General features: G+C 72.8%; 15 protein-coding genes. 6 read left to right on the plus strand and 9 right to left on the minus strand.

What is annotated here, in order from left to right; translation table 11 throughout:
• Positions 1–32: 32 nt before the first annotated feature.
• From ubiK to ACFO3Q_RS04395, 5 genes are all read left to right on the plus strand, one after another.
• Positions 33–299, plus strand: a complete 267-nt coding sequence (gene ubiK / locus ACFO3Q_RS04375) for a ubiquinone biosynthesis accessory factor UbiK (RefSeq protein ID WP_377003419.1) — start codon at positions 33–35, stop codon at positions 297–299.
• Positions 300–352: 53 nt separating this feature from the next.
• Positions 353–1,861, plus strand: a complete 1,509-nt coding sequence (locus ACFO3Q_RS04380; protein ID WP_377003420.1) for a YifB family Mg chelatase-like AAA ATPase — start codon at positions 353–355, stop codon at positions 1,859–1,861.
• Between the two features lie 131 nt (positions 1,862–1,992).
• Positions 1,993–4,050: a S9 family peptidase gene (locus ACFO3Q_RS04385; protein WP_377003421.1), complete on the plus strand. Its 2,058-nt coding sequence runs from the start codon at positions 1,993–1,995 to the stop codon at positions 4,048–4,050.
• A 100-nt stretch (positions 4,051–4,150) separates the two neighbouring features.
• Positions 4,151–5,386: a putative peptide maturation dehydrogenase gene (locus ACFO3Q_RS04390; protein WP_377003422.1), complete on the plus strand. Its 1,236-nt coding sequence runs from the start codon at positions 4,151–4,153 to the stop codon at positions 5,384–5,386.
• Complete coding sequence (locus ACFO3Q_RS04395) at positions 5,383–5,625, plus strand: NHLP-related RiPP peptide (RefSeq protein ID WP_377003423.1); 243 nt, start codon at positions 5,383–5,385, stop codon at positions 5,623–5,625. Before ACFO3Q_RS04390 ends, ACFO3Q_RS04395 begins: the two co-directional genes overlap by 4 nt.
• Here ACFO3Q_RS04395 and ACFO3Q_RS04400 read toward each other — a convergent pair.
• The 3 genes from ACFO3Q_RS04400 to aceA form a co-directional block, all read right to left on the minus strand.
• A complete protein-coding gene (locus ACFO3Q_RS04400) occupies positions 5,615–8,209 on the minus strand; it encodes a putative peptide modification system cyclase (protein WP_377003424.1) in 2,595 nt (864 codons plus the stop codon). The genes ACFO3Q_RS04395 and ACFO3Q_RS04400 overlap by 11 nt on opposite strands.
• Before the next feature lie 67 nt (positions 8,210–8,276).
• On the minus strand, positions 8,277–9,287 hold the full coding sequence (locus ACFO3Q_RS04405) for a GGDEF domain-containing protein (RefSeq protein ID WP_377003425.1): 1,011 nt from the start codon (positions 9,285–9,287) through the stop codon (positions 8,277–8,279).
• Between the two features lie 99 nt (positions 9,288–9,386).
• Positions 9,387–10,673: an isocitrate lyase gene (gene aceA, locus ACFO3Q_RS04410; protein ID WP_377003426.1), complete on the minus strand. Its 1,287-nt coding sequence runs from the start codon at positions 10,671–10,673 to the stop codon at positions 9,387–9,389.
• A gap of 133 nt (positions 10,674–10,806) precedes the next feature.
• Between aceA and ACFO3Q_RS04415 the strand changes: the two genes are divergently transcribed.
• Entirely contained in the window at positions 10,807–11,760 is a 954-nt protein-coding gene (locus ACFO3Q_RS04415) for a LysR family transcriptional regulator (RefSeq protein WP_377003427.1), read from the plus strand.
• A gap of 120 nt (positions 11,761–11,880) precedes the next feature.
• On the opposite strand, the gene ACFO3Q_RS04420 is transcribed toward ACFO3Q_RS04415, so the two are convergent.
• The 6 genes from ACFO3Q_RS04420 to oleD form a co-directional block, all read right to left on the minus strand.
• Positions 11,881–12,477, minus strand: coding sequence for a lysophospholipid acyltransferase family protein (locus tag ACFO3Q_RS04420; protein ID WP_377003428.1), 597 nt, complete (start codon positions 12,475–12,477; stop codon positions 11,881–11,883).
• On the minus strand, positions 12,474–12,899 hold the full coding sequence (gene arfB, locus ACFO3Q_RS04425; RefSeq protein WP_377003479.1) for an alternative ribosome rescue aminoacyl-tRNA hydrolase ArfB: 426 nt from the start codon (positions 12,897–12,899) through the stop codon (positions 12,474–12,476). Before arfB ends, ACFO3Q_RS04420 begins: the two co-directional genes overlap by 4 nt.
• A gap of 40 nt (positions 12,900–12,939) precedes the next feature.
• Positions 12,940–13,701 (minus strand): pseudouridine synthase, encoded by a 762-nt coding sequence (locus ACFO3Q_RS04430; protein ID WP_377003429.1) that lies wholly within the window; start codon positions 13,699–13,701, stop codon positions 12,940–12,942.
• Positions 13,701–15,377, minus strand: a complete 1,677-nt coding sequence (gene ubiB, locus ACFO3Q_RS04435) for a ubiquinone biosynthesis regulatory protein kinase UbiB (RefSeq protein WP_377003480.1) — start codon at positions 15,375–15,377, stop codon at positions 13,701–13,703. Before ubiB ends, ACFO3Q_RS04430 begins: the two co-directional genes overlap by 1 nt.
• A gap of 5 nt (positions 15,378–15,382) precedes the next feature.
• A complete protein-coding gene (locus tag ACFO3Q_RS04440; protein WP_377003430.1) occupies positions 15,383–16,039 on the minus strand; it encodes a ubiquinone biosynthesis accessory factor UbiJ in 657 nt (218 codons plus the stop codon).
• An 85-nt stretch (positions 16,040–16,124) separates the two neighbouring features.
• Positions 16,125–17,117 (minus strand): 2-alkyl-3-oxoalkanoate reductase, encoded by a 993-nt coding sequence (oleD, locus tag ACFO3Q_RS04445; protein ID WP_377003431.1) that lies wholly within the window; start codon positions 17,115–17,117, stop codon positions 16,125–16,127.
• Between the last annotated feature and the right edge of the window lie 200 nt (positions 17,118–17,317).

The raw sequence follows: 17,317 nt of genomic DNA on the forward strand, positions 1-17,317 counted from the left end.
CACCGTTGCCCCCTCTCCCGCAGACGCACGCCATGATCGACCTCAAGACCCTCGACGACCTCGCCCGCCGCCTCAGCGAGGCGGTACCGCCCGGCCTGCGCGAGGCCGGCGACGGGCTGCAGCAGAACTTCAAGGCGACCCTGCAGGCGGGCCTGTCCAGGCTGGACCTGGTGACCCGCGAGGAGTACGAGGTGCAGCGCGCCGTCCTGCTGCGCACCCGCGAGAAGGTGGAGGCGCTCGAACAGGCCGTGGCCGCGCTCGAGGCGCGCCTCGGCGACGGCACCGCCCCCCGCCCCTGATCCAGCGCCCGCATGCCACGGACGGCATGCGGAGGCAGAAACGGAGTTCGCGCATGAGTCTCGCCCTCGTGCACAGCCGCGCACGCCGCGGCGTGCAGGCACCCGCGGTCCGCGTGGAGGTGCATCTCGCCGGCGGGCTGCCCAACCTGTCCATCGTCGGCCTGCCCGAGGCCGCGGTCCGCGAGAGCAAGGACCGCGTCCGCGCCGCCATCCAGTGCGCCCAGCTCGAATTCCCGGCGCGCAGGATCACCGTCAACCTGGCGCCCGCCGACCTGCCCAAGGAAGGCGGCCGCTTCGACCTGCCCATCGCGCTGGGCATCCTCGCAGCCAGCGGCCAGATCCCGAACGAGGCGCTGCGCGAGCTGGAGTTCGTCGGCGAACTGGCGCTGACCGGCGAGCTTCGCCACGTCGAGGGCGTGCTGCCCGCCGCCATCGCCGCGACCGCCGAGGCGCGGGCCATCGTGCTGCCGCAGGCCAGCGCCGCGGAAGCCGCCCTGGTGGGCGGCGCGTGCGTCTACGGCGCCCGGACCCTGCTCGAGGTCTGCGCCCACCTGCAGGCGCGCAGGACGCTGGCACCGGTCGCCCGGGAAGCCGCGGCAGCCGTCCCGGCGCAGCATCCGGACCTGGCCGACGTGCGCGGGCAGGCGCATGCGCGGCGCGCCCTGGAGGTGGCCGCGGCCGGAGGCCACCACCTGCTGCTCATCGGCCCGCCGGGCTGCGGCAAGACCCTGCTGGCCTCGCGCCTGCCCGGCCTGCTGCCGCCCGCGTCGGAATCCGAAGCGCTGGAGACCGCCGCGGTGGCCTCGGTCAGCGGGCACGGACTCGATCCGGCGCGCTGGCGCCAACGCCCGTTCCGGGCGCCGCACCACACGGCCAGCGCGGTCGCGCTGGTCGGTGGCGGTGCGCAGCCGCGGCCCGGCGAGATCTCCCTCGCCCACAACGGCGTGCTGTTCCTGGACGAGCTCGCGGAATGGCAGCGCAGTGCGCTGGAGGTGCTGCGCGAACCGCTCGAATCGGGCCGCGTCACGATCTCGCGCGCGGCGCGGCAGGCCGAGTTCCCGGCCCGCTTCCAGCTCGTCGCGGCCATGAACCCCTGCCCCTGCGGTCACGCCGGCGACCCGTCGGGGCGCTGCCGCTGCAGCCCGGACCAGATCGCCCGGTACCGCGCGCGGCTCTCGGGCCCGCTGCTCGACCGCATCGACCTGCACGTGGAAGTGCCGCGCCTGCGTCCCTCGGAACTGCGGACGGACGCGCCGCCGGGCGAGGCATCGGCGGTGGTCGCGGCGCGCGTGGCGGCGGCGCGCGCGCGCCAGCTCGCACGCGCCGGCAGGCTCAACGCAGCCCTCGGCCAGCGCGAGACGGAGCTGGCGTGCCGCCTGGCGCCACGCGACCAGGCCCTGCTGGAGCGGGCGCTCGACAGCCTGCGCCTGTCGGCGCGCGCCACCCACCGCATCCTGCGCATGGCGCGCACCATCGCGGACCTCGCAGAGGCCGGGGACATCGGCACCGCCCACCTGTCCGAGGCCATCGGCTACCGTCGGCTCGACCGCGGACCGGGATGAGCGCGACGACGTCCGCACCGGGCATGGCGCCGGGACTGGGCGGCATGCCGGTCCTTGCGGCATAAGGATCCTGCGACCGCCGCCGCAAGGAACGCGGACCCGCGCCCAACCCACACCTGGAGGCTCCACCCATGCGCCTGCGTCTCCGTCTCGCGCCGCTCTGCGCGGCATTCCTGCTCGCCCTGCCCGCCGCCCACGCGCACGAGGTCGCTCCCGGCCACGGCGACGTGGAGCTCATCCCGCGCGACGCGCTGTTCGGCAATCCGGAGCGCGCGGGCGTGCAGCTCAGTCCGGACGGCAGGACGCTGAGCTGGATCGCGCCGCTCGACGGCGTCATGAACGTGTGGGTGGCGCCGGCGGACGATCCCGCGCGTGCGCGGCCCGTCACCCGCGACGACGCCCGCGGCATCCGCAACTACTTCTGGACCTACCGCCCGGACGTGCTGCTCTACCTGCGCGACACCGGCGGCGACGAGGACTTCCATCTCTACGCGGTCGACATCGCCAGCGGACAGGCGCGCGACCTGACGCCCTACGAGAACACCACCGCGCAGGTCGTGGGGGTCAGCCACCTCCGGCCGGACGAGATCCTGGTCGGCATGAACGACCGCGACCCGCGCTGGCACGACCTCTACCGCGTGGACCTGGCCAGCGGCGCGCGCACCCTGGTCGAGCGCAACACCATGGAGTTCGCCAGCTACCTCGCCGATGCGGAGTACGCCGTGCGCCTGGCGATCAAGGCGCGTCCGGACGGCGGCAACGACATCCTCGTGCCGGACGGACGCGGCGGATGGTCGCGCAGCGACACCATCCCCTTCGAGGACGCGCTGACCACCCAGCCGACCCGCTTCACCACCGACGGCGGCACCCTGTATCTCGTCGATTCGCGCGAGCGCAACACCTCCGCGCTGTTCGCCATCGACATGGGCAGCGGCCGGCGCACCCTGGTCGCCGAGGACCCGCGCGCGGACATCGGGCAGGCCCTGACCGACCCGCGGACCGGGCGCGTGCAGGCCGCGTCGGTCAACTACCTGCGCGAGGAATGGAAGGTGCTCGACCCGGCCATCGCCGCCGACCTGGAGCGCCTGGAGGCGCTGGGCCCGGGCGAGGCCTCGATCAACACCCGGACCCTCGACGACCGCACCTGGATCGTCGCCTATTCGGCGGCCGAGGCGCCGCTGGTCTACTACCGCTACGACCGCCCCAGCGGCGAACTCACCCGGCTGTTCTCCGCCCGACCCGCCCTCGACGGCAAGCCGCTGGTCCCGATGTGGCCGAAGGAGATCCGTGCGCGCGACGGCCTCACCCTGGTGAGCTATCTGACCCTGCCGCCGGGCGCCGACCTCGACCGCGACGGCCGCGCCGACCGCCCCGTCCCCATGGTGCTGCTGGTGCACGGCGGGCCCTGGGCGCGCGACGAATACGGCTACAGCAGCTACGACCAGTGGCTGGCCAACCGCGGCTACGCGGTGCTGTCGGTCAACTTCCGCGGCTCCGCGGGCTTCGGCAAGGACTTCATCGCCGCCGGCGACCGGGAGTGGGGCCGGAAGATGCACGACGACCTCATCGACGCGGTGCAGTGGGCGGTCGACAACGGCGTGACCGAGCGCGACCGGGTGGCGATCATGGGCGGCAGCTACGGCGGCTACGCGACGCTCGCCGGCCTCGCCTTCACGCCCGACGTCTTCCGCTGCGGCGTGGACATCGTCGGCCCGTCGAACCTCAACACGCTGCTGGCGACGGTGCCGCCGTACTGGGCGAGCTTCTTCGAGCAGCTCGCGCGACGCGTGGGCGATCCGCGGACCGAGGAAGGCCGCGCGCTGCTGACCGAGCGCTCGCCGCTCACCCACGTCGACCGCATCAGGCGCCCGCTCCTGATCGGCCAGGGCGCCAACGATCCACGCGTGAAGCAGGCCGAGAGCGACCAGATCGTGCAGGCGATGCAGAGCAAGGAGATCCCGGTCACCTACGTGCTGTTCCCGGACGAGGGCCACGGTTTCGCGCGGCCCGAGAACAGCAAGGCCTTCAACGCGGTGACGGAAGGCTTCCTCGCCGAATGCCTGGGCGGCCGCGCCCAGCCCATCGGCGACGACTTCTCCGGCTCGAGCATCAGCGTACCGGCCGGCGCCGACGGCGTGCCGGGGCTGGAGGACGCGCTGCGGGCGCACCGGCAGAGCATCCGCAGGTAGTCGGGGCCGGGGCGGAGCGCCGTCCCGGCCGCGCGGTCATCGCGGCGTGCGGAAACTCGCGTAGTCTTCGCGCGTCGCAACGCCGGGTAGGGGGCCCTGCATGCGCGTACGCAGGCGGGAACCCTGCCAGATCGAAGTGGCCGACCGGCTGACGCCGGACGTCGGCGCGCTGCTGCGCGGCGAGGTCCGGCTGGACGCGGAGGTGCACTGCCATCTCCTCTGCGCCGTGACCGGCCGGCGCATTCCGCTGTCCCGGGACGAACTCGCCCTCGTCGCCGGGCTCGACGCGCGCGCCTGGGTGGAGGTCGATGCGCTCGCCGAACGCGGCCCGCTGGATGCCGCCGCGATCCGCGCGCTCGCCGACCGTGGCGGCCTGCTGAGCGACGCCGGGACGCCGGGCGCGCAGGCGCTGCGCGAGGGGGAGGAAAGCCTGCGCCGGGTCGGCTGGCATCCGCAGGCGGCGGTCTTCCATGCACTGAGCGAGTGGACCGATGCGGAGGGGGAAGGTGGCGACGCCGAGACGCCGGCCGACCGTCTGCAGCAGTTCGAGGACATGGTCCGCCGCAACGGGATCCCGCCCGAGCACTTCTTCCGTGCGGTGGACGAAACCGCCGAGCGGGTGAGGCTGCCCGATGCCGCTCTCGAAGGGGCACTCGCGCCGCTCCTCGCACGGCGCGCGACGACACGGCACTTCGACCGCGCCGCGACGCTGCGCCTCGATGCGTTGGCGCAGATCCTCTACGGCACCTTCGGCGTCCTTGGCGTTGCCGAGTTTCTCCCGGGCGTCGTCGGCGTGCGCAAGAGCAGTCCGTCCGGCGGCAGCCTCCACCCCATCGAGCCATACGTGCTCGCACTGCGGGTCGCGGGGCTGGCGCCCGGTCTCTACCACTACGAGGGTGACACTCACCGCCTCGCGCTCCTGCGCCGCCTGTCGGACGAGGAGGCGACTGCACTCGCCATCAGCTTCACCAGCGGCCAGCACTACTTCGCCGATGCGCACGCGCTCGTGGTGCATGTCGCGCGGGCCGAGCGCACCTTCTGGAAGTACCGGCGCCACGCGAAGGCCTACAAGGTCCTGCTGCTGGATTCGGGACACCTGAGCCAGACGCTCCATCTGCTGGCCGCCCAGTCGGGGCTCGGGGCGTTCTACACCGCAGCGATCAACGACGGGAACATCGCCCGTGCGCTGGAGCTCATGCCCACGCGCGCGTTCGCACTCGGCATCAACGGCATCGGCGTTCCGCATGCGGATGCGTCCTGGCTGCATCTACCGGCGGTCGCGTGGTCGCCGGCTCCGAACCCGCCCTCACAACCACTGCAGGAACCGACCGCATGAAGACCGACGCCGCCCGCGAACTCCTCGAGAAGCTGGCTACCGATGATGCCTTCCGCGACCGCTTCGCGGCCGACCCCTATGCTGTCCTCGACAGCCTCGGGATCCAGGTCGATCCGGGCACCCGTCAGGCCCGCACGGGCGGCGTCGAGCTTCCGTCGAAGGCCGACATCCTCGCCAATCTCGATGCCATGGCTCAGGACATGACGGTGACGATGTCGTTCCTGCCCTTCAAATGCTGACCTCGCGCGTGCCGACGGGCAGCTGAGCTTCCTCGTCCAGCACGGGCGACGTCGAAGGCTCCGGGCCGGTGCCATCTCCCGACGGGATGGCATCGCCGTGCGCGGCGTTCTGCCAAAGAAGCACGTTCTCGACCCTGAACACGCCTTCGCCGCCCCAGTCGTACCAGGCACGGGCGGGATCGCGAGCCAGGGCAGCAAGCTCGGCGGACGCCGCCGCGGCGTCGCCTTCTGCCCGCAGCAGTTCGGCGCGCTCCGCGCGAAGCACCGGCGTGCTCCGCGTCCTCGTCGACGCGAGAGCCTCGGACGCCGCGACCAGATCACCGCGGGCACGCGCCGCCGACGCCTCGACGACCGCGCGCAGATCCCTGAGGAACGCCAGGGCGTCGACGATCCCGGGCTCTGCCTCCCCCATCAGCTCGGCCGCCAGGCCGTGCTCCCCCACGCTCGCCGCGGCATAGGCCGCGTAGACGCGATGCGTCGTGCCTTCGTAGGTCTCTGCGCCCATCACACGCGCAAGCTGCTGCATTCTGCGCCACGCGGGCTCATCCGAAGGCGTCGAGCCGCGCTGACGCTCCGTAGCGTGCAGGGTCATCAGCAGCAGCATGGCGGTACGCCGTGCGGTCTCCGTGGAGGCGTGGGCCGAGGCTGAAAGCAGCATCGCGACGCGCTCGCGCAGTGCACGTGCCTCATCGGCGGCGCCGGCGCTGAGCTGCACGGCATACAGGGTCGAGAGATGCTCCGCCTCCTTGTACTCGCCCGCCGGTGCGCTCTTCTCGAGCAGCGCGACCGCTGCCTCGTGCTCGCCGAGAAGCGCCTGTAGCGCGGCGGGATAATGCTCGAAGCCCCGCAGCCCATGAGCCGCCGCGCGCTGGAATGGCTCTGCGGCCGCCTCCGGCCCCTCCAGGATCGCCGTGGCAAGTCCTTCCAGATAGAGCCCGAAGGCCACGCCACGCTGCCCGAGGGCTGCTGTCCGGCGGCCGAACTCGCGGACGTCTTCATAGCGCCCCTGCACATGGGCGTACAGCGCCGCATTGAGCGCCGCCGCCTCGAAGTCCGGATAGAGCTCTGCCAGCCCCTTCCACCGCTCGGCGAAGCCCGCCTCGTGCCGGATTGTGCCAACGTGGGCCTCCGCGTACAGCCGCTCGCGCTGCGACAGGCGGCCTTCGTGACGCAGTGCGTCCGCGTACCACTCGGCCGCCTGCCCGACTTCGCCACGAAGCTGCAGCAGGCGCGCCAGCCCGATCTTCGCCATCGCGAAGTCCGGATCCAGCGTCAAGGCCTGACGGAAGTGCACATCCGCCTCCTCGACCAGACCCCGCCCGGCGGCCTTCTGCGCGAGGGAGTACGCGCGCAAGGCTTCCAGGTTGCCGGTCGTGATCTGCTCCAGGCGCATGAGGCGCTCGGCTGCGGCCCCCGGCTCGCCCAGATAGGCACGAAGCGCATCGGCGCTGCCTCCGAGCGCGGCAACGAGCGCATCCGCGCCATCGCCCCTGCGCACTTCGGTGTGCACCACCGCGCCCGTCTGCGGATGCACGACCTGCAGACTCATCTCGAGCCGCCCGCCCACTTCCGCCACCACCGGCAACACCACCGCCCTGGCCCCCTCGCGCTGCGCGATCTCCGCGGCGACGCTGCGGTCGAGCGCGGTGTCGGGCGGACGCTGCATCCGCTGCAACGCGTCGCGCACGCGCAGGTCGGGCAGGACGTTGACGTAGTTCGACTGCTCCAGACTGACGCGCAAGGCGGTCTGCAGGGCGTCCTCGAAACGCGGGTCGCCGGTCAGGTTCTGGACGTCGGCGAGCACCACCCAGTCGCGTTCGCGGAAGGCGATCGCGGGCGTGCTGTGGAGGGTCACGAACAGCACCGTCAACAGGACCGCGGCGGCCACGGCCTCCAGCGCGAAGGTCGCCGGCCGGCGCCAGAGCGGCACCTCGCGCCGCGCCTTGTCCTGCGAGGGAGGCACCCGCAGGGGCGCCAGCCCGGGTTCCCCGACCTCGTGCACCAGCATCGGCATGCGCGTGCCCTTGAAGCGGTAGCGGCCGTGGGTGCGCCAGGTCACCGCGGTCTCCAGTTCCGCGGCCGCGCGCTGCGCGAGGTTGAAGGCCATGCCCGACAGCAGGATCTGCCCGGGGAGCGCGAGCGTCATCAGACGTGCCGCGACGGGCTTGGCCAGCCCCTCCACCTCCACCGGCTTGCCGCCGGCGGCGACCACGTCCGCGCGGTTGCTCCAGACCACCATGTCGCCGACATGGATGCCGACCCGCGCGCGCAGGGGCAGCTCGGTGCCGGTCTGGAACTCGTGCAGGGCGCGCTGGTAGTCCAGCGCGAAGGCCACCGCCTGCACCGGGCGCTCGAACAGGGCGAGGTAGCCGTCGCTCTTGTCGATGACCTGGCCGCCGTGCCGGTCCAGGAGGTCGCGCGCCAGCTGGTCGTGCCGACGCAGCAGCGCCGCGCCGCGCAGGTCGCCGAGGCGCTCGATCAGCGCCGTGGAATCGACGAGGTCGCAGACCAGGACCACGCACAGCCGCGCGCTCGGCGCGTCCGCCTCCGGAGGCCGTTCCTCGATGACCGAGCCCGTGTCCATCGCCCCCTGCCCATCCTGGTTCCGTTCGCGCCGTCGCCCGGCGCAGGCACCGCACCCGCGTCCCGCGTCAGCCCAGGCGCCAGCCGCCGCCCGGGGCGCGCATGCCCTTCGCCCGCAGCAGCACCGCGTCGGCCTCGCTGTACCAGCCCGACCAGCCGGTGTCGTTCCGGCAGAACACCGCGCCGACGCTCACCGTCAGCCGCATGTCGCCCAGCGCCGGCAGGCGCAGGTTGCGTACCGCGGCGCACAGGCCGATCGCCCGGTTGGCGAGATCGCCCTCGTCGGCGACCGCCAGCACCAGCGCGAACTCGTCGCCGCCCAGGCGGCACGGCAGGTCGAAGGGACCGGCCTGGGCGCGCACCGCCTCGGCCACGGCGCGCAGCGCGCTGTCGCCCGCCAGGTGGCCGCGGCGATCGTTGATCGCCTTGAAGTTGTCGATGTCGATCAGCAGCAGGGCGCGCCGCAGGTCGGGCAGCTGCTGGTCCGCGATCTCGTCGAGGAAGGCGTACAGGCCGCGCCGGTTGGCCAACCCGGTCAGCTCGTCGCTGCGCACCATCTGCTGCGCGAGGGTCAGCTCGCTGCGGGTCTGGCGGAGCGCGTCGAGGGCGCGCATCAGGTCCTCGTTGCGGCGGCGCAGGCCGTGCAGGAGCTGGTTCTCGCCGGCGACGAGGTAGGAGAAGCTGGCGCGCATGAACTGCGCGACGCGCACCGGCTCGCGGGCCAGCAGGGCGTCGAAGGCGGCCGCGTCGATCTCGCGCAGGCGGCAGTCGGTCTCGGCGATGACGGTCGCGGTGCGGTAGTGGTCGCCGAGGAAGACGGCGAGTTCGCCGAAGTACTGCCCCGGCTCCAGGAGCTTGTCCGCGAAGTCGTCGCCGAAGCAGAGCCGGACCTCGCCCGCGGCCACGATGAACATGCTGCGCCCGTGCTCGCCGCGGCGGAACACCACGTCCCCCGCGAGGAAGGCGACTTCCGTCCCGGCGCCCCCGAACAGCGCGCGCTCGTCGTGCTCCAGCACCCGCGGACGCGCCAGCCGCGCCGCCTGTTCGGCCGTATCGACGATGGATGCGTCCTCGGACACCGCGCACTGCCCCCGGGCGTAGGTGCGCGGAGTGTACGACGAACCGGCGGCAGCGCCCGACCTTCCGTCTCCGGACGCCACCGCCCGCGGGCGAGGGGCTCAGGCCGCGCTGGAATGGAACTGTTCCTCCTCGGTGGAACCGGTCAGGGCGGTCGTCGAGGACTGGCCCTGCTGGATCGTCTGGGTGACGGCGTCGAAGTAGCCGGTGCCGACCTCGCGCTGGTGCTTGACCGCGGTGAAGCCGCGTTCGGCGGCGGCGAACTCCGCTTCCTGCAGCTCGACGAAGGCCTTCATCTGCTCGCGGGCGTAGCCGTGGGCGAGGTGGAACATGGAGTAGTTGAGCGCGTGGAAGCCGGCCAGGGTGATGAACTGGAACCGGTAGCCGTAGCTCGCGATCTCGCGCTGGAACCTGGCGATGGTGGCGTCATCGAGGTTCTTCTTCCAGTTGAAGCTGGGCGAGCAGTTGTAGGCCAGCATCTTGCCGGGGAACTTCGCGTGGATGGCCTCGGCGAACTTCCGCGCGAACTCCAGGTCCGGCTTGCCCGTCTCGCACCACACCAGGTCGGCGTAGGGCGCGTAGGCGAGGCCGCGGCTGATGGCCTGGTCCAGGCCTTTGCGGGTCTTGTAGAAGCCCTCCACCGTGCGCTCGCCGGTGCAGAAGGGCCTGTCGTTCTCGTCGATGTCGGACGTGAGCAGGTCGGCGGCCTCGGCGTCGGTGCGGGCGATCAGCAGGGTCGGCACGCCCATGACGTCCGCGGCGAGGCGCGCGGCATTGAGCTTCTCCACGGCCTCGCGGGTCGGCACCAGCACCTTGCCGCCCATGTGGCCGCACTTCTTCACCGAGGCGAGCTGGTCCTCGAAGTGCACGCCGGCGGCGCCGGCCTCGATCATCGCCTTCATCAGCTCGAACGCGTTGAGCACGCCGCCGAAACCGGCCTCGGCGTCGGCGACGATGGGCTGCAGGAAGTCCACCTCGTCCTTGCCCTCGGCGTGCTGCAGCTGGTCGGCGCGCAGCAGGGTGTTGTTGATGCGCCTGACCACGGCCGGCACCGAATCGGCCGGGTACAGCGACTGGTCCGGGTACATCTGCCCGGCCAGGTTCGCGTCGGCCGCCACCTGCCAGCCCGACAGGTAGATCGCCTTGAGCCCCGCCTTGACCTGCTGCATCGCCTGGTTGCCGGTCAGGGCGCCGAGCGCGTTGACGAAGTCCTCGGTGTGCAGGTGCTTCCAGAGCTTCTCGGCGCCGAGGCGGGCCAGCGAGTGCTCGACGTGCACCGTCCCGCGCAGGCGGACGACGTCGGCGGCGGTGTAGTTGCGGCGGATCCCGGCCCAGCGCGGGTCCTCGTTCCAGGCCTTCTCCAGCTGCTCGGCGGTCTGCAGGGTCATGGTGCTCTCCTCTTTGGAATGGCAACGCAGCGAGCCTCGCGCCGGCGCCACGCGCTTACAAAGCAAATGTATGAATGGATTTCATCAGCAGGGCTTATAGTCCTTTTCCATCATCGGCTTGGCGCCGCGCCGGATGAACGATTCACGCCACTACTACAAGTCCGACCGCCTGAAACCGCTGCGTGCGTTCTGTCAGGTGGCGCGTCTGGGCTCCGTGAGCCGGGCGGCGGACGCGCTCTTCCTGAGCCAACCGGCGGTGAGCCTGCAGCTGCGGGCGCTGGAGCGGCGCTACCGGGTCCCGCTGTTCGCGCGCAGCGGCCGGCGCCTGAACCTCACCGCCGAGGGCCAGCTCCTGTACGAGCTGGCGCGGCCCCTGGTGGACGGGCTCGACGGACTGGAGGAGACCTTCCGCTCGCGGCTGCGCGACATGAGCGCGGGCAGCCTGGACATCGCCTGCGGCAACTCCACCCTGCTCTACCTGATGCCGCCGCTGGTGGCCGCCTTCCGCGCCGCCCGCCCGGACGTGGCGCTGCGCCTGCACACCGTCACCGGCCCCGAGGCGCTGGCGATGCTGCGCGAGGACGCCGTGGACATCGCGGTCGGCGCGGTGCCCGACGTGCCCGGCGACATCGCCTACGCCCCGGTGCACAGCTACGAGGCGGTGCTCATCGCGCCGCTCGGTCATCCGCTGGCGGAGCGCCCGCGTCTCCGGCTCGAGGACTTCTCGCCCCATCCCCTGATCCTCCCGCACCAGCACCTGACCACGCCGCGCCTGGTGGAGGACGTGTTCCGGCGCGCGCGCGTGCCCTACACCGTCGGCATGGAGGTGGGCGGCGGCTGGGAGGTCATCAAGCAGTACGTGGCGATGGGCCAGGGCATCAGCATCGTCAGCGCCATCTGCATCGGCGAGGCCGACGCCGCACGGCTCGCGGTGCGCCCGCTGGGCGAGCACTTCCCCGCGCGCAGCTACGGTGTTGCGATGCGCAAGGGCCGCTACCTGAGCCCGGCGGCGCGAGCCTTCCTCGACATCGTCAAGCCGGGACTGTTCACCCGCGCCTACGACGAACCCGGCGATTCGGAGCGCTGAGCGGCCTCCGCAGGAGAGGCGTCAGCCGGGGACGCAGCGCCCCGTGCCGCGGGCGGTCGCGGCCGAAGCCGTTCCGGCGGGCACCCGGCCGCGAGAACGCCCCGACGGCGCCGCCCGCCCCTAGACCGTGCCGCGGCGCTTGCCCATCCAGGGCACGTAGAAGGCGCGGATGCGCGCCATGTCCGCCGCCGGATCGTCGCTGGTGTGCACCACGGGCCCGAAGCCCATGGTGCGCGCGGGATAGTGGAAGTAGGCGCAGACGATGGGCACGCCGGAGGCGTGCGCGATGTGCCAGAAGCCGGACTTCCACTTCTCCACGCGGCTGCGCGTGCCCTCCGGCGTCAGGCCGAACCACATGCTGTCGGCCGCGCGCAGCCGGGAGGCGACCTGGTGCACCAGCGAGCCCGCCGCGCGCCGGTCCACCGGCAGGAAGCCCATGCGCCGGAGCAGGCCGCCCACCGGCCAGAAGAACAGTTCCCGCTTGGCGACGAAGGTGATGCGCAGCCCCAGCGCCAGCTTGCCGAAGAAGCCGATCAGCCCGTCCCAGTTCGAGGAATGCGGCGCGACGATCACGACCGCCTTCGGGATGTCGGGAATCTCGCCCTCGAAGCGCCAGCCCATCAGCGCCAGCCCGCGCACGCCGACCCAGCGCCAGAAACGCGACCGGCTCTGCGGCACCTGCGGCGGCACCGGGATCATGTGCGGCTCGACCTTCATCCTTCACTGCTCCAGCTTGCGGTCCTGCCGCGCTTCACCTGGGCGCGGCCCTTCTTCTCGGCGAGGCGGCGCTCCTTCGCGCCGCGCGTCGGCCGGGTGGCGACGCGCACCTTGGGCACGTGCAGTCCGGTCTCGATGAATGCCGCCAGGCGCGCGCGGGCGTCCTCGCGGTTGCGCTCCTGCGTGCGGAAGCGCTGCGCGCTGACCACGAACACGCCCGCATCGGTCAGGCGGCGGTCGCGGCGGGCCAGCAGGCGCGCACGCACCGCCTCGGGCAGCGCCGCCGACCCCGCGACGTCGAAGCGAAGCTCCACCGCGGTCGCGACCTTGTTGACGTTCTGGCCCCCCGGACCGCTCGCGCGCACGAAGCGCTCGACCAGTTCCTCGTCGGGGATGCGCAGGCGGTCGGCGACGACGAGCATGGTGGGCGTGCAGGGTCCTGCCGGGACGTGGCCGTGCATTCTAGGCACCTCCCGTGAACGCGGTGACCTGCGGCGGCAGCGGCGGCGCCCAGCCGAGGCGCGCGAACAGGCGCATCCACTCGGCGTCGGGCGGTGCGACCACCTCGACCCGCTCGCCGCTCGACGGATGGACGAAGCCCAGCGTCCAGGCGTGCAGCAGCATGCGGTGCACGCCCAGCTCCATGCGCGCGATGCGATTGCGGCGGCCGTCGCCATGGCTGCTGTCGCCGACGAGGTGGTGCATGGCGTGCTTGAGGTGGCGGCGGATCTGCCGCCAGCGGCCGGTCTCCGGCATGCAGGCCAGCAGGGCGAAGCGGCTGGTCTCGAAGCCGCCCGAAGGTACCGGCAGTTCCGCCGTCGCCAGCCGCACGAAGCGGGTGAGGGCCGGCTTCTTTTCCGGCTTGCCGGGGCCGCCGTCGAGCGGGTGGTCCACGGTGAAGCGCGCCTCCGGCCAGCCGCGGCAGACCGCGAGATAGGTCTTGTCGACGGTGCGCGACATGAAGGCGCGGCCCAGCTCGGCCGCGACCGCGCGGTCGAAGCCGACCAGCAGGCAGCCGCTGGTGGCCCGGTCGAGCCGGTGCGCGAGCACCACGTCGCGCCCGAACTGGCGGCGCAGGCGGTCGAGCGCGAAGTCGCTCTCGCCGCGCGCCATGGGACTGGCATGGGCCATCAGGCCGGCCGGCTTGTCGACCACGGCCAGGACCGCGTCCTCGTGGAGCACCGGCAGCGCCCAGGGCGCGTCCGGCTCGGCGACCTGCCGCATCAGCGCCGCCGCGGCCAGGCCGCGAAGAAGGCGGCGAAGGCGCCGCCCGCGCACAGCCAGCTCACCAGCGGCACGCCGAACCAGCGCGGCCCGCCGGCCTCGAAACCGAGCAGCACCGCGCCGGTGATGAGCAGGCCCGCGCCCACGATCGAGTAGACCACGTGGCGCTGGGCTACCTCGGCCATGCTGGCGATCCGCTGCAGGTCCACCGAGCGCATGCGCAGCTCGTGGCGCCCCTCGACCTGCTGGGTGAGCCACTGGTTGAGCAGGTGCGGGATCTCCGGCCCGCGCGTGACCAGCTCCGGCATGCGCCGGCGCAGGTCCTTCAGCAGCTGGCGCGGGCTGTAGCGCTCGCGCAGGATGCGCGCGAGCACCGGCTCGGCCTCGGCCCAGATGTCGAGCTTCGGGTCGAGCAGGCGCCCCACCCCCTCGATGTTGAGCAGGGTCTTCTGCAGCAGGATGAGCTGGGGCTGGATGGTGAGTTCGTAGCGGCGCGCGGTGCGGAAGAGCTTCATCAGCACCTCGCCCAGCGAGATCTCCGACAGCGGCCGGGTGAAGTAGGGCTCGCACACCGCGCGGGTCGCGGCTTCCAGCTCGTCGATGCGGATGTGCCCCGGCATCCAGCCCGCCTCGACGTGCAGCTCCGCGATGCGGCGGTAGTCCTGCCGGAAGATCGCGGAGAAGTTCTCGGCGAGGTAGTACTGATCCTCGGGCGAGAGCTGGCCCATGATCCCGAAGTCGAGCGCGATGAAGCGCGGGTCCGCGCGCCGCGCGGGATCGGCATCGACCCAGATGTTCCCGGCGTGCGCATCGGCATGGAAGAAGTTGTCGCGGAACACCTGGGTGTAGAACACGCGCACGCCCTTGGCGGCGAGCACCCTGCGGTCGATGCCCGCCGCGTCCAGCGCGGCGATGTCGTCCGAGGGGATGCCGCGCACCCGCTCCAGGGTCAGCACGGTCTCGGCGGTGTGGGTCCAGAACACCTCGGGCACGTAGAGGTCGTCCGAGCCCAGCCACTTGCGGCGCAGCACGCTGGCGTTCGCGCCCTCGCGCTGCAGATCGAGCTCGGCCGCGAGCGTGGTCTCGATCTCGGCGACCACCTCCAGCGGGCGGATCTTGTCCGCGTTCGGGTGGTGGCGGTCCGCGATCGTCGCCAGGCCGCGCAGCAGGGCGATGTCGCCCGCGATCTGGCGTGCGATGGTCGGCCGCACCACCTTGACCACCACCTCGCGCCCGGGCTGGCCGTCGACGCCGTGCAGCCGCGCGGCATGCACCTGGGCGATCGAGGCCGAGGCCAGCGGCTGCACGTCGAACTCGGCGTACAAGGTCGCGACGGGCGCACCGAGCGCGCGCTCGACCAGCGCCTGCGCCGCCTCCCCCGGAAACGGCGCCACCCGGTCCTGCAGCAGGGCGAGCTCGTCGGCGAGGTCGGGCGGCACGATGTCGCGCCGGGTCGAGAGGATCTGCCCGAACTTGACGAAGATCGGCCCCAGTTCCTGCAGCGCCATGCGCAGGCGCGCCCCGCGCGAGAGCGCCTGCACCTCCGCCGAAGCGCGCGGCACGAACGGGCGCAGCAGGGCGAACCCGCGGTCCAGCGGCGTGCCTTCGAGCAGGGCATCGAGCCGGTAGCGGACCAGGACGCGGAGGATGCGCAGCACGCGCAGCCACGGCTGCAGGCGCCTCATGCGCCGCCTCCGGCGCGCGCCAGGCGCGCCACGCGCGCGGCCAGCCGCTCGCTGCGGTCGCGCAGCGCGTCGACGTCGTCGTTGAAGGCCGCGAGCTCCGCACGCCCGACCACGTCGCGCGACTCCTCCACCACGAACTCGGCGCCGTCGCGCGCGAGCGTCCTCGCGGTGGCGAGGCCGTGCCGCAGGGCCCCCTGCACGGCGCGCGCGATCTGGTGGCCCAGCACCTCGCCGAACACCTGCGCGAACGGACGCGCCCAGTCCGGATCGAAGTTCGCGGCCAGCCGCTGCAGGCGCCGCGCGAGTTCGGCGTCGCCGGCGATGCGGACGCGATGGCGGGCGTCCGCCGTCCCCCCGCCCGTCGGCGCCAACCGCGACAGCAGCGCGGCGAGGGTGGTGCGCACGGCCAGATCCGGCTCCGCATCGCTGTCGCGCACGGGCCCGACGACCAGGCGGTCGCCGCGCACGGTGATCGCGAGGGCGATGTCCGGCGACTCCAGGCGCAGGGTCACCCGGCGGCCATCGAGCGCGGGCAGCGCGGCACGCGTGTCCGGGTCGAGGTCGACCAGGCGGTCGAGCGCGCGTTCCAGCGCGCGGCCGGCGAGCGGCTTCCAGGCGAACGGCAGGGTGAAACCGGGGCGGGATCGGGTCATGCCCGCATTCTAGGGCCTGTCGGTGCGTCTGCCCGGGTGAAGGAGGTCCCGGGCGCCTGCGGCGACGCGCCGCCGCGGGACCTCCTCAGCGCGCCCAGGCCGCCGCGAGCCGGCGCAGCCCCTCCTCGATGGACACCCGCGGCACGTAGCCGAAGTCGCGGGTGGCCGGCGCCATGTCGTACCAGTGCGTGGTCGCCAGCTGTTCGGCGAGGAAGCGCGTCATCGGCGGTTCGCCCTTGAGCGGCAGCAGCGCCCACGCGCCCTCCATCACCGCGCCGGCGGCGTAGGCGACCCCGAAGGGCACGCTCGCCTCGACCGTGGGCGCGCCCGCCGCGGCGAGCAGCGCGTTGACGATGTCGCGCACGCTGCGCGGCTCGCCGTTGGAGATGAAGTAGGCGCGTCCCGCGCAGGCGGCGCCGGGCGCCAGGCGCTCGAACGCGTCGAAGTGCGCCTGCGCCGCGTTGTCGATGTAGGTGGTGTCGATGCGGTTGTGCCCGCCGCCGACGAAGCGCAGCCGGCCGGCGCGGGCGCGCTCGACCAGGCGCGGCAGCAGCTGGTTGTCGCCGGGCCCCCAGATCAGGCGCGGACGCAGCGCGACGGTGGCGAGGCCGGCGTCGTTGGCGGCCAGCACGCGCTCCTCGGCGATGCGCTTGGTGGCGGCGTAGGGGGCCTTGAGGCCCTCGCCGTAGGGCACGGTCTCCGCCGTGCCGCCCTCCACGGGATGCGTGGCGCGATGGGTGACGCTGGGCGAGGAGGTGTACACCAGCCGCCCGATGCCGTGCGCGCGGCAGGCCGCGATCACGTTGTCGGTGCCGAGCACGTTCGGCCGGTGGTAGCTGGCGTAGCTGCCCCAGGCGCCGGCCTTCGCGGCGTTGTGGAAGACCGCCTCGCAGCCCGCCGCCGCGGCCCGGACCGCGTCCGCGTCGGCGAGATCGCCCTGCACCTGGACCACGCCCAGGGCATCGAGCGCGGGATAGTGCCCGCGGTTGAAGCTCACCACCGTGTGGCCGCGCTCCGCCAGGCCGCGGCACAGCGCCTGGCCGAGAAAGCCGCCGCCGCCGGTCACGAGTATCCGCATACCACCTCCACATCCTCGGGAGCACACACGATAGCCGGCACACGCCGGGCTGGCGACGCGGAGCCACATCCCCCACGCGAAAAGCGGACCGGACGCCCCGTCGCAACATATTGATGTTCGGGAACTTCAGAAATCTTCATTGCCTCTTCCGGGCACTTCATCCGGCGCTCTGGTGGGCTGGTCGCTCCCCGTCCGGAGTA

It is taken from the genome of Coralloluteibacterium thermophilum (assembly GCF_042654365.1).
GTDB lineage: Bacteria > Pseudomonadota > Gammaproteobacteria > Xanthomonadales > Xanthomonadaceae > Coralloluteibacterium > Coralloluteibacterium thermophilum.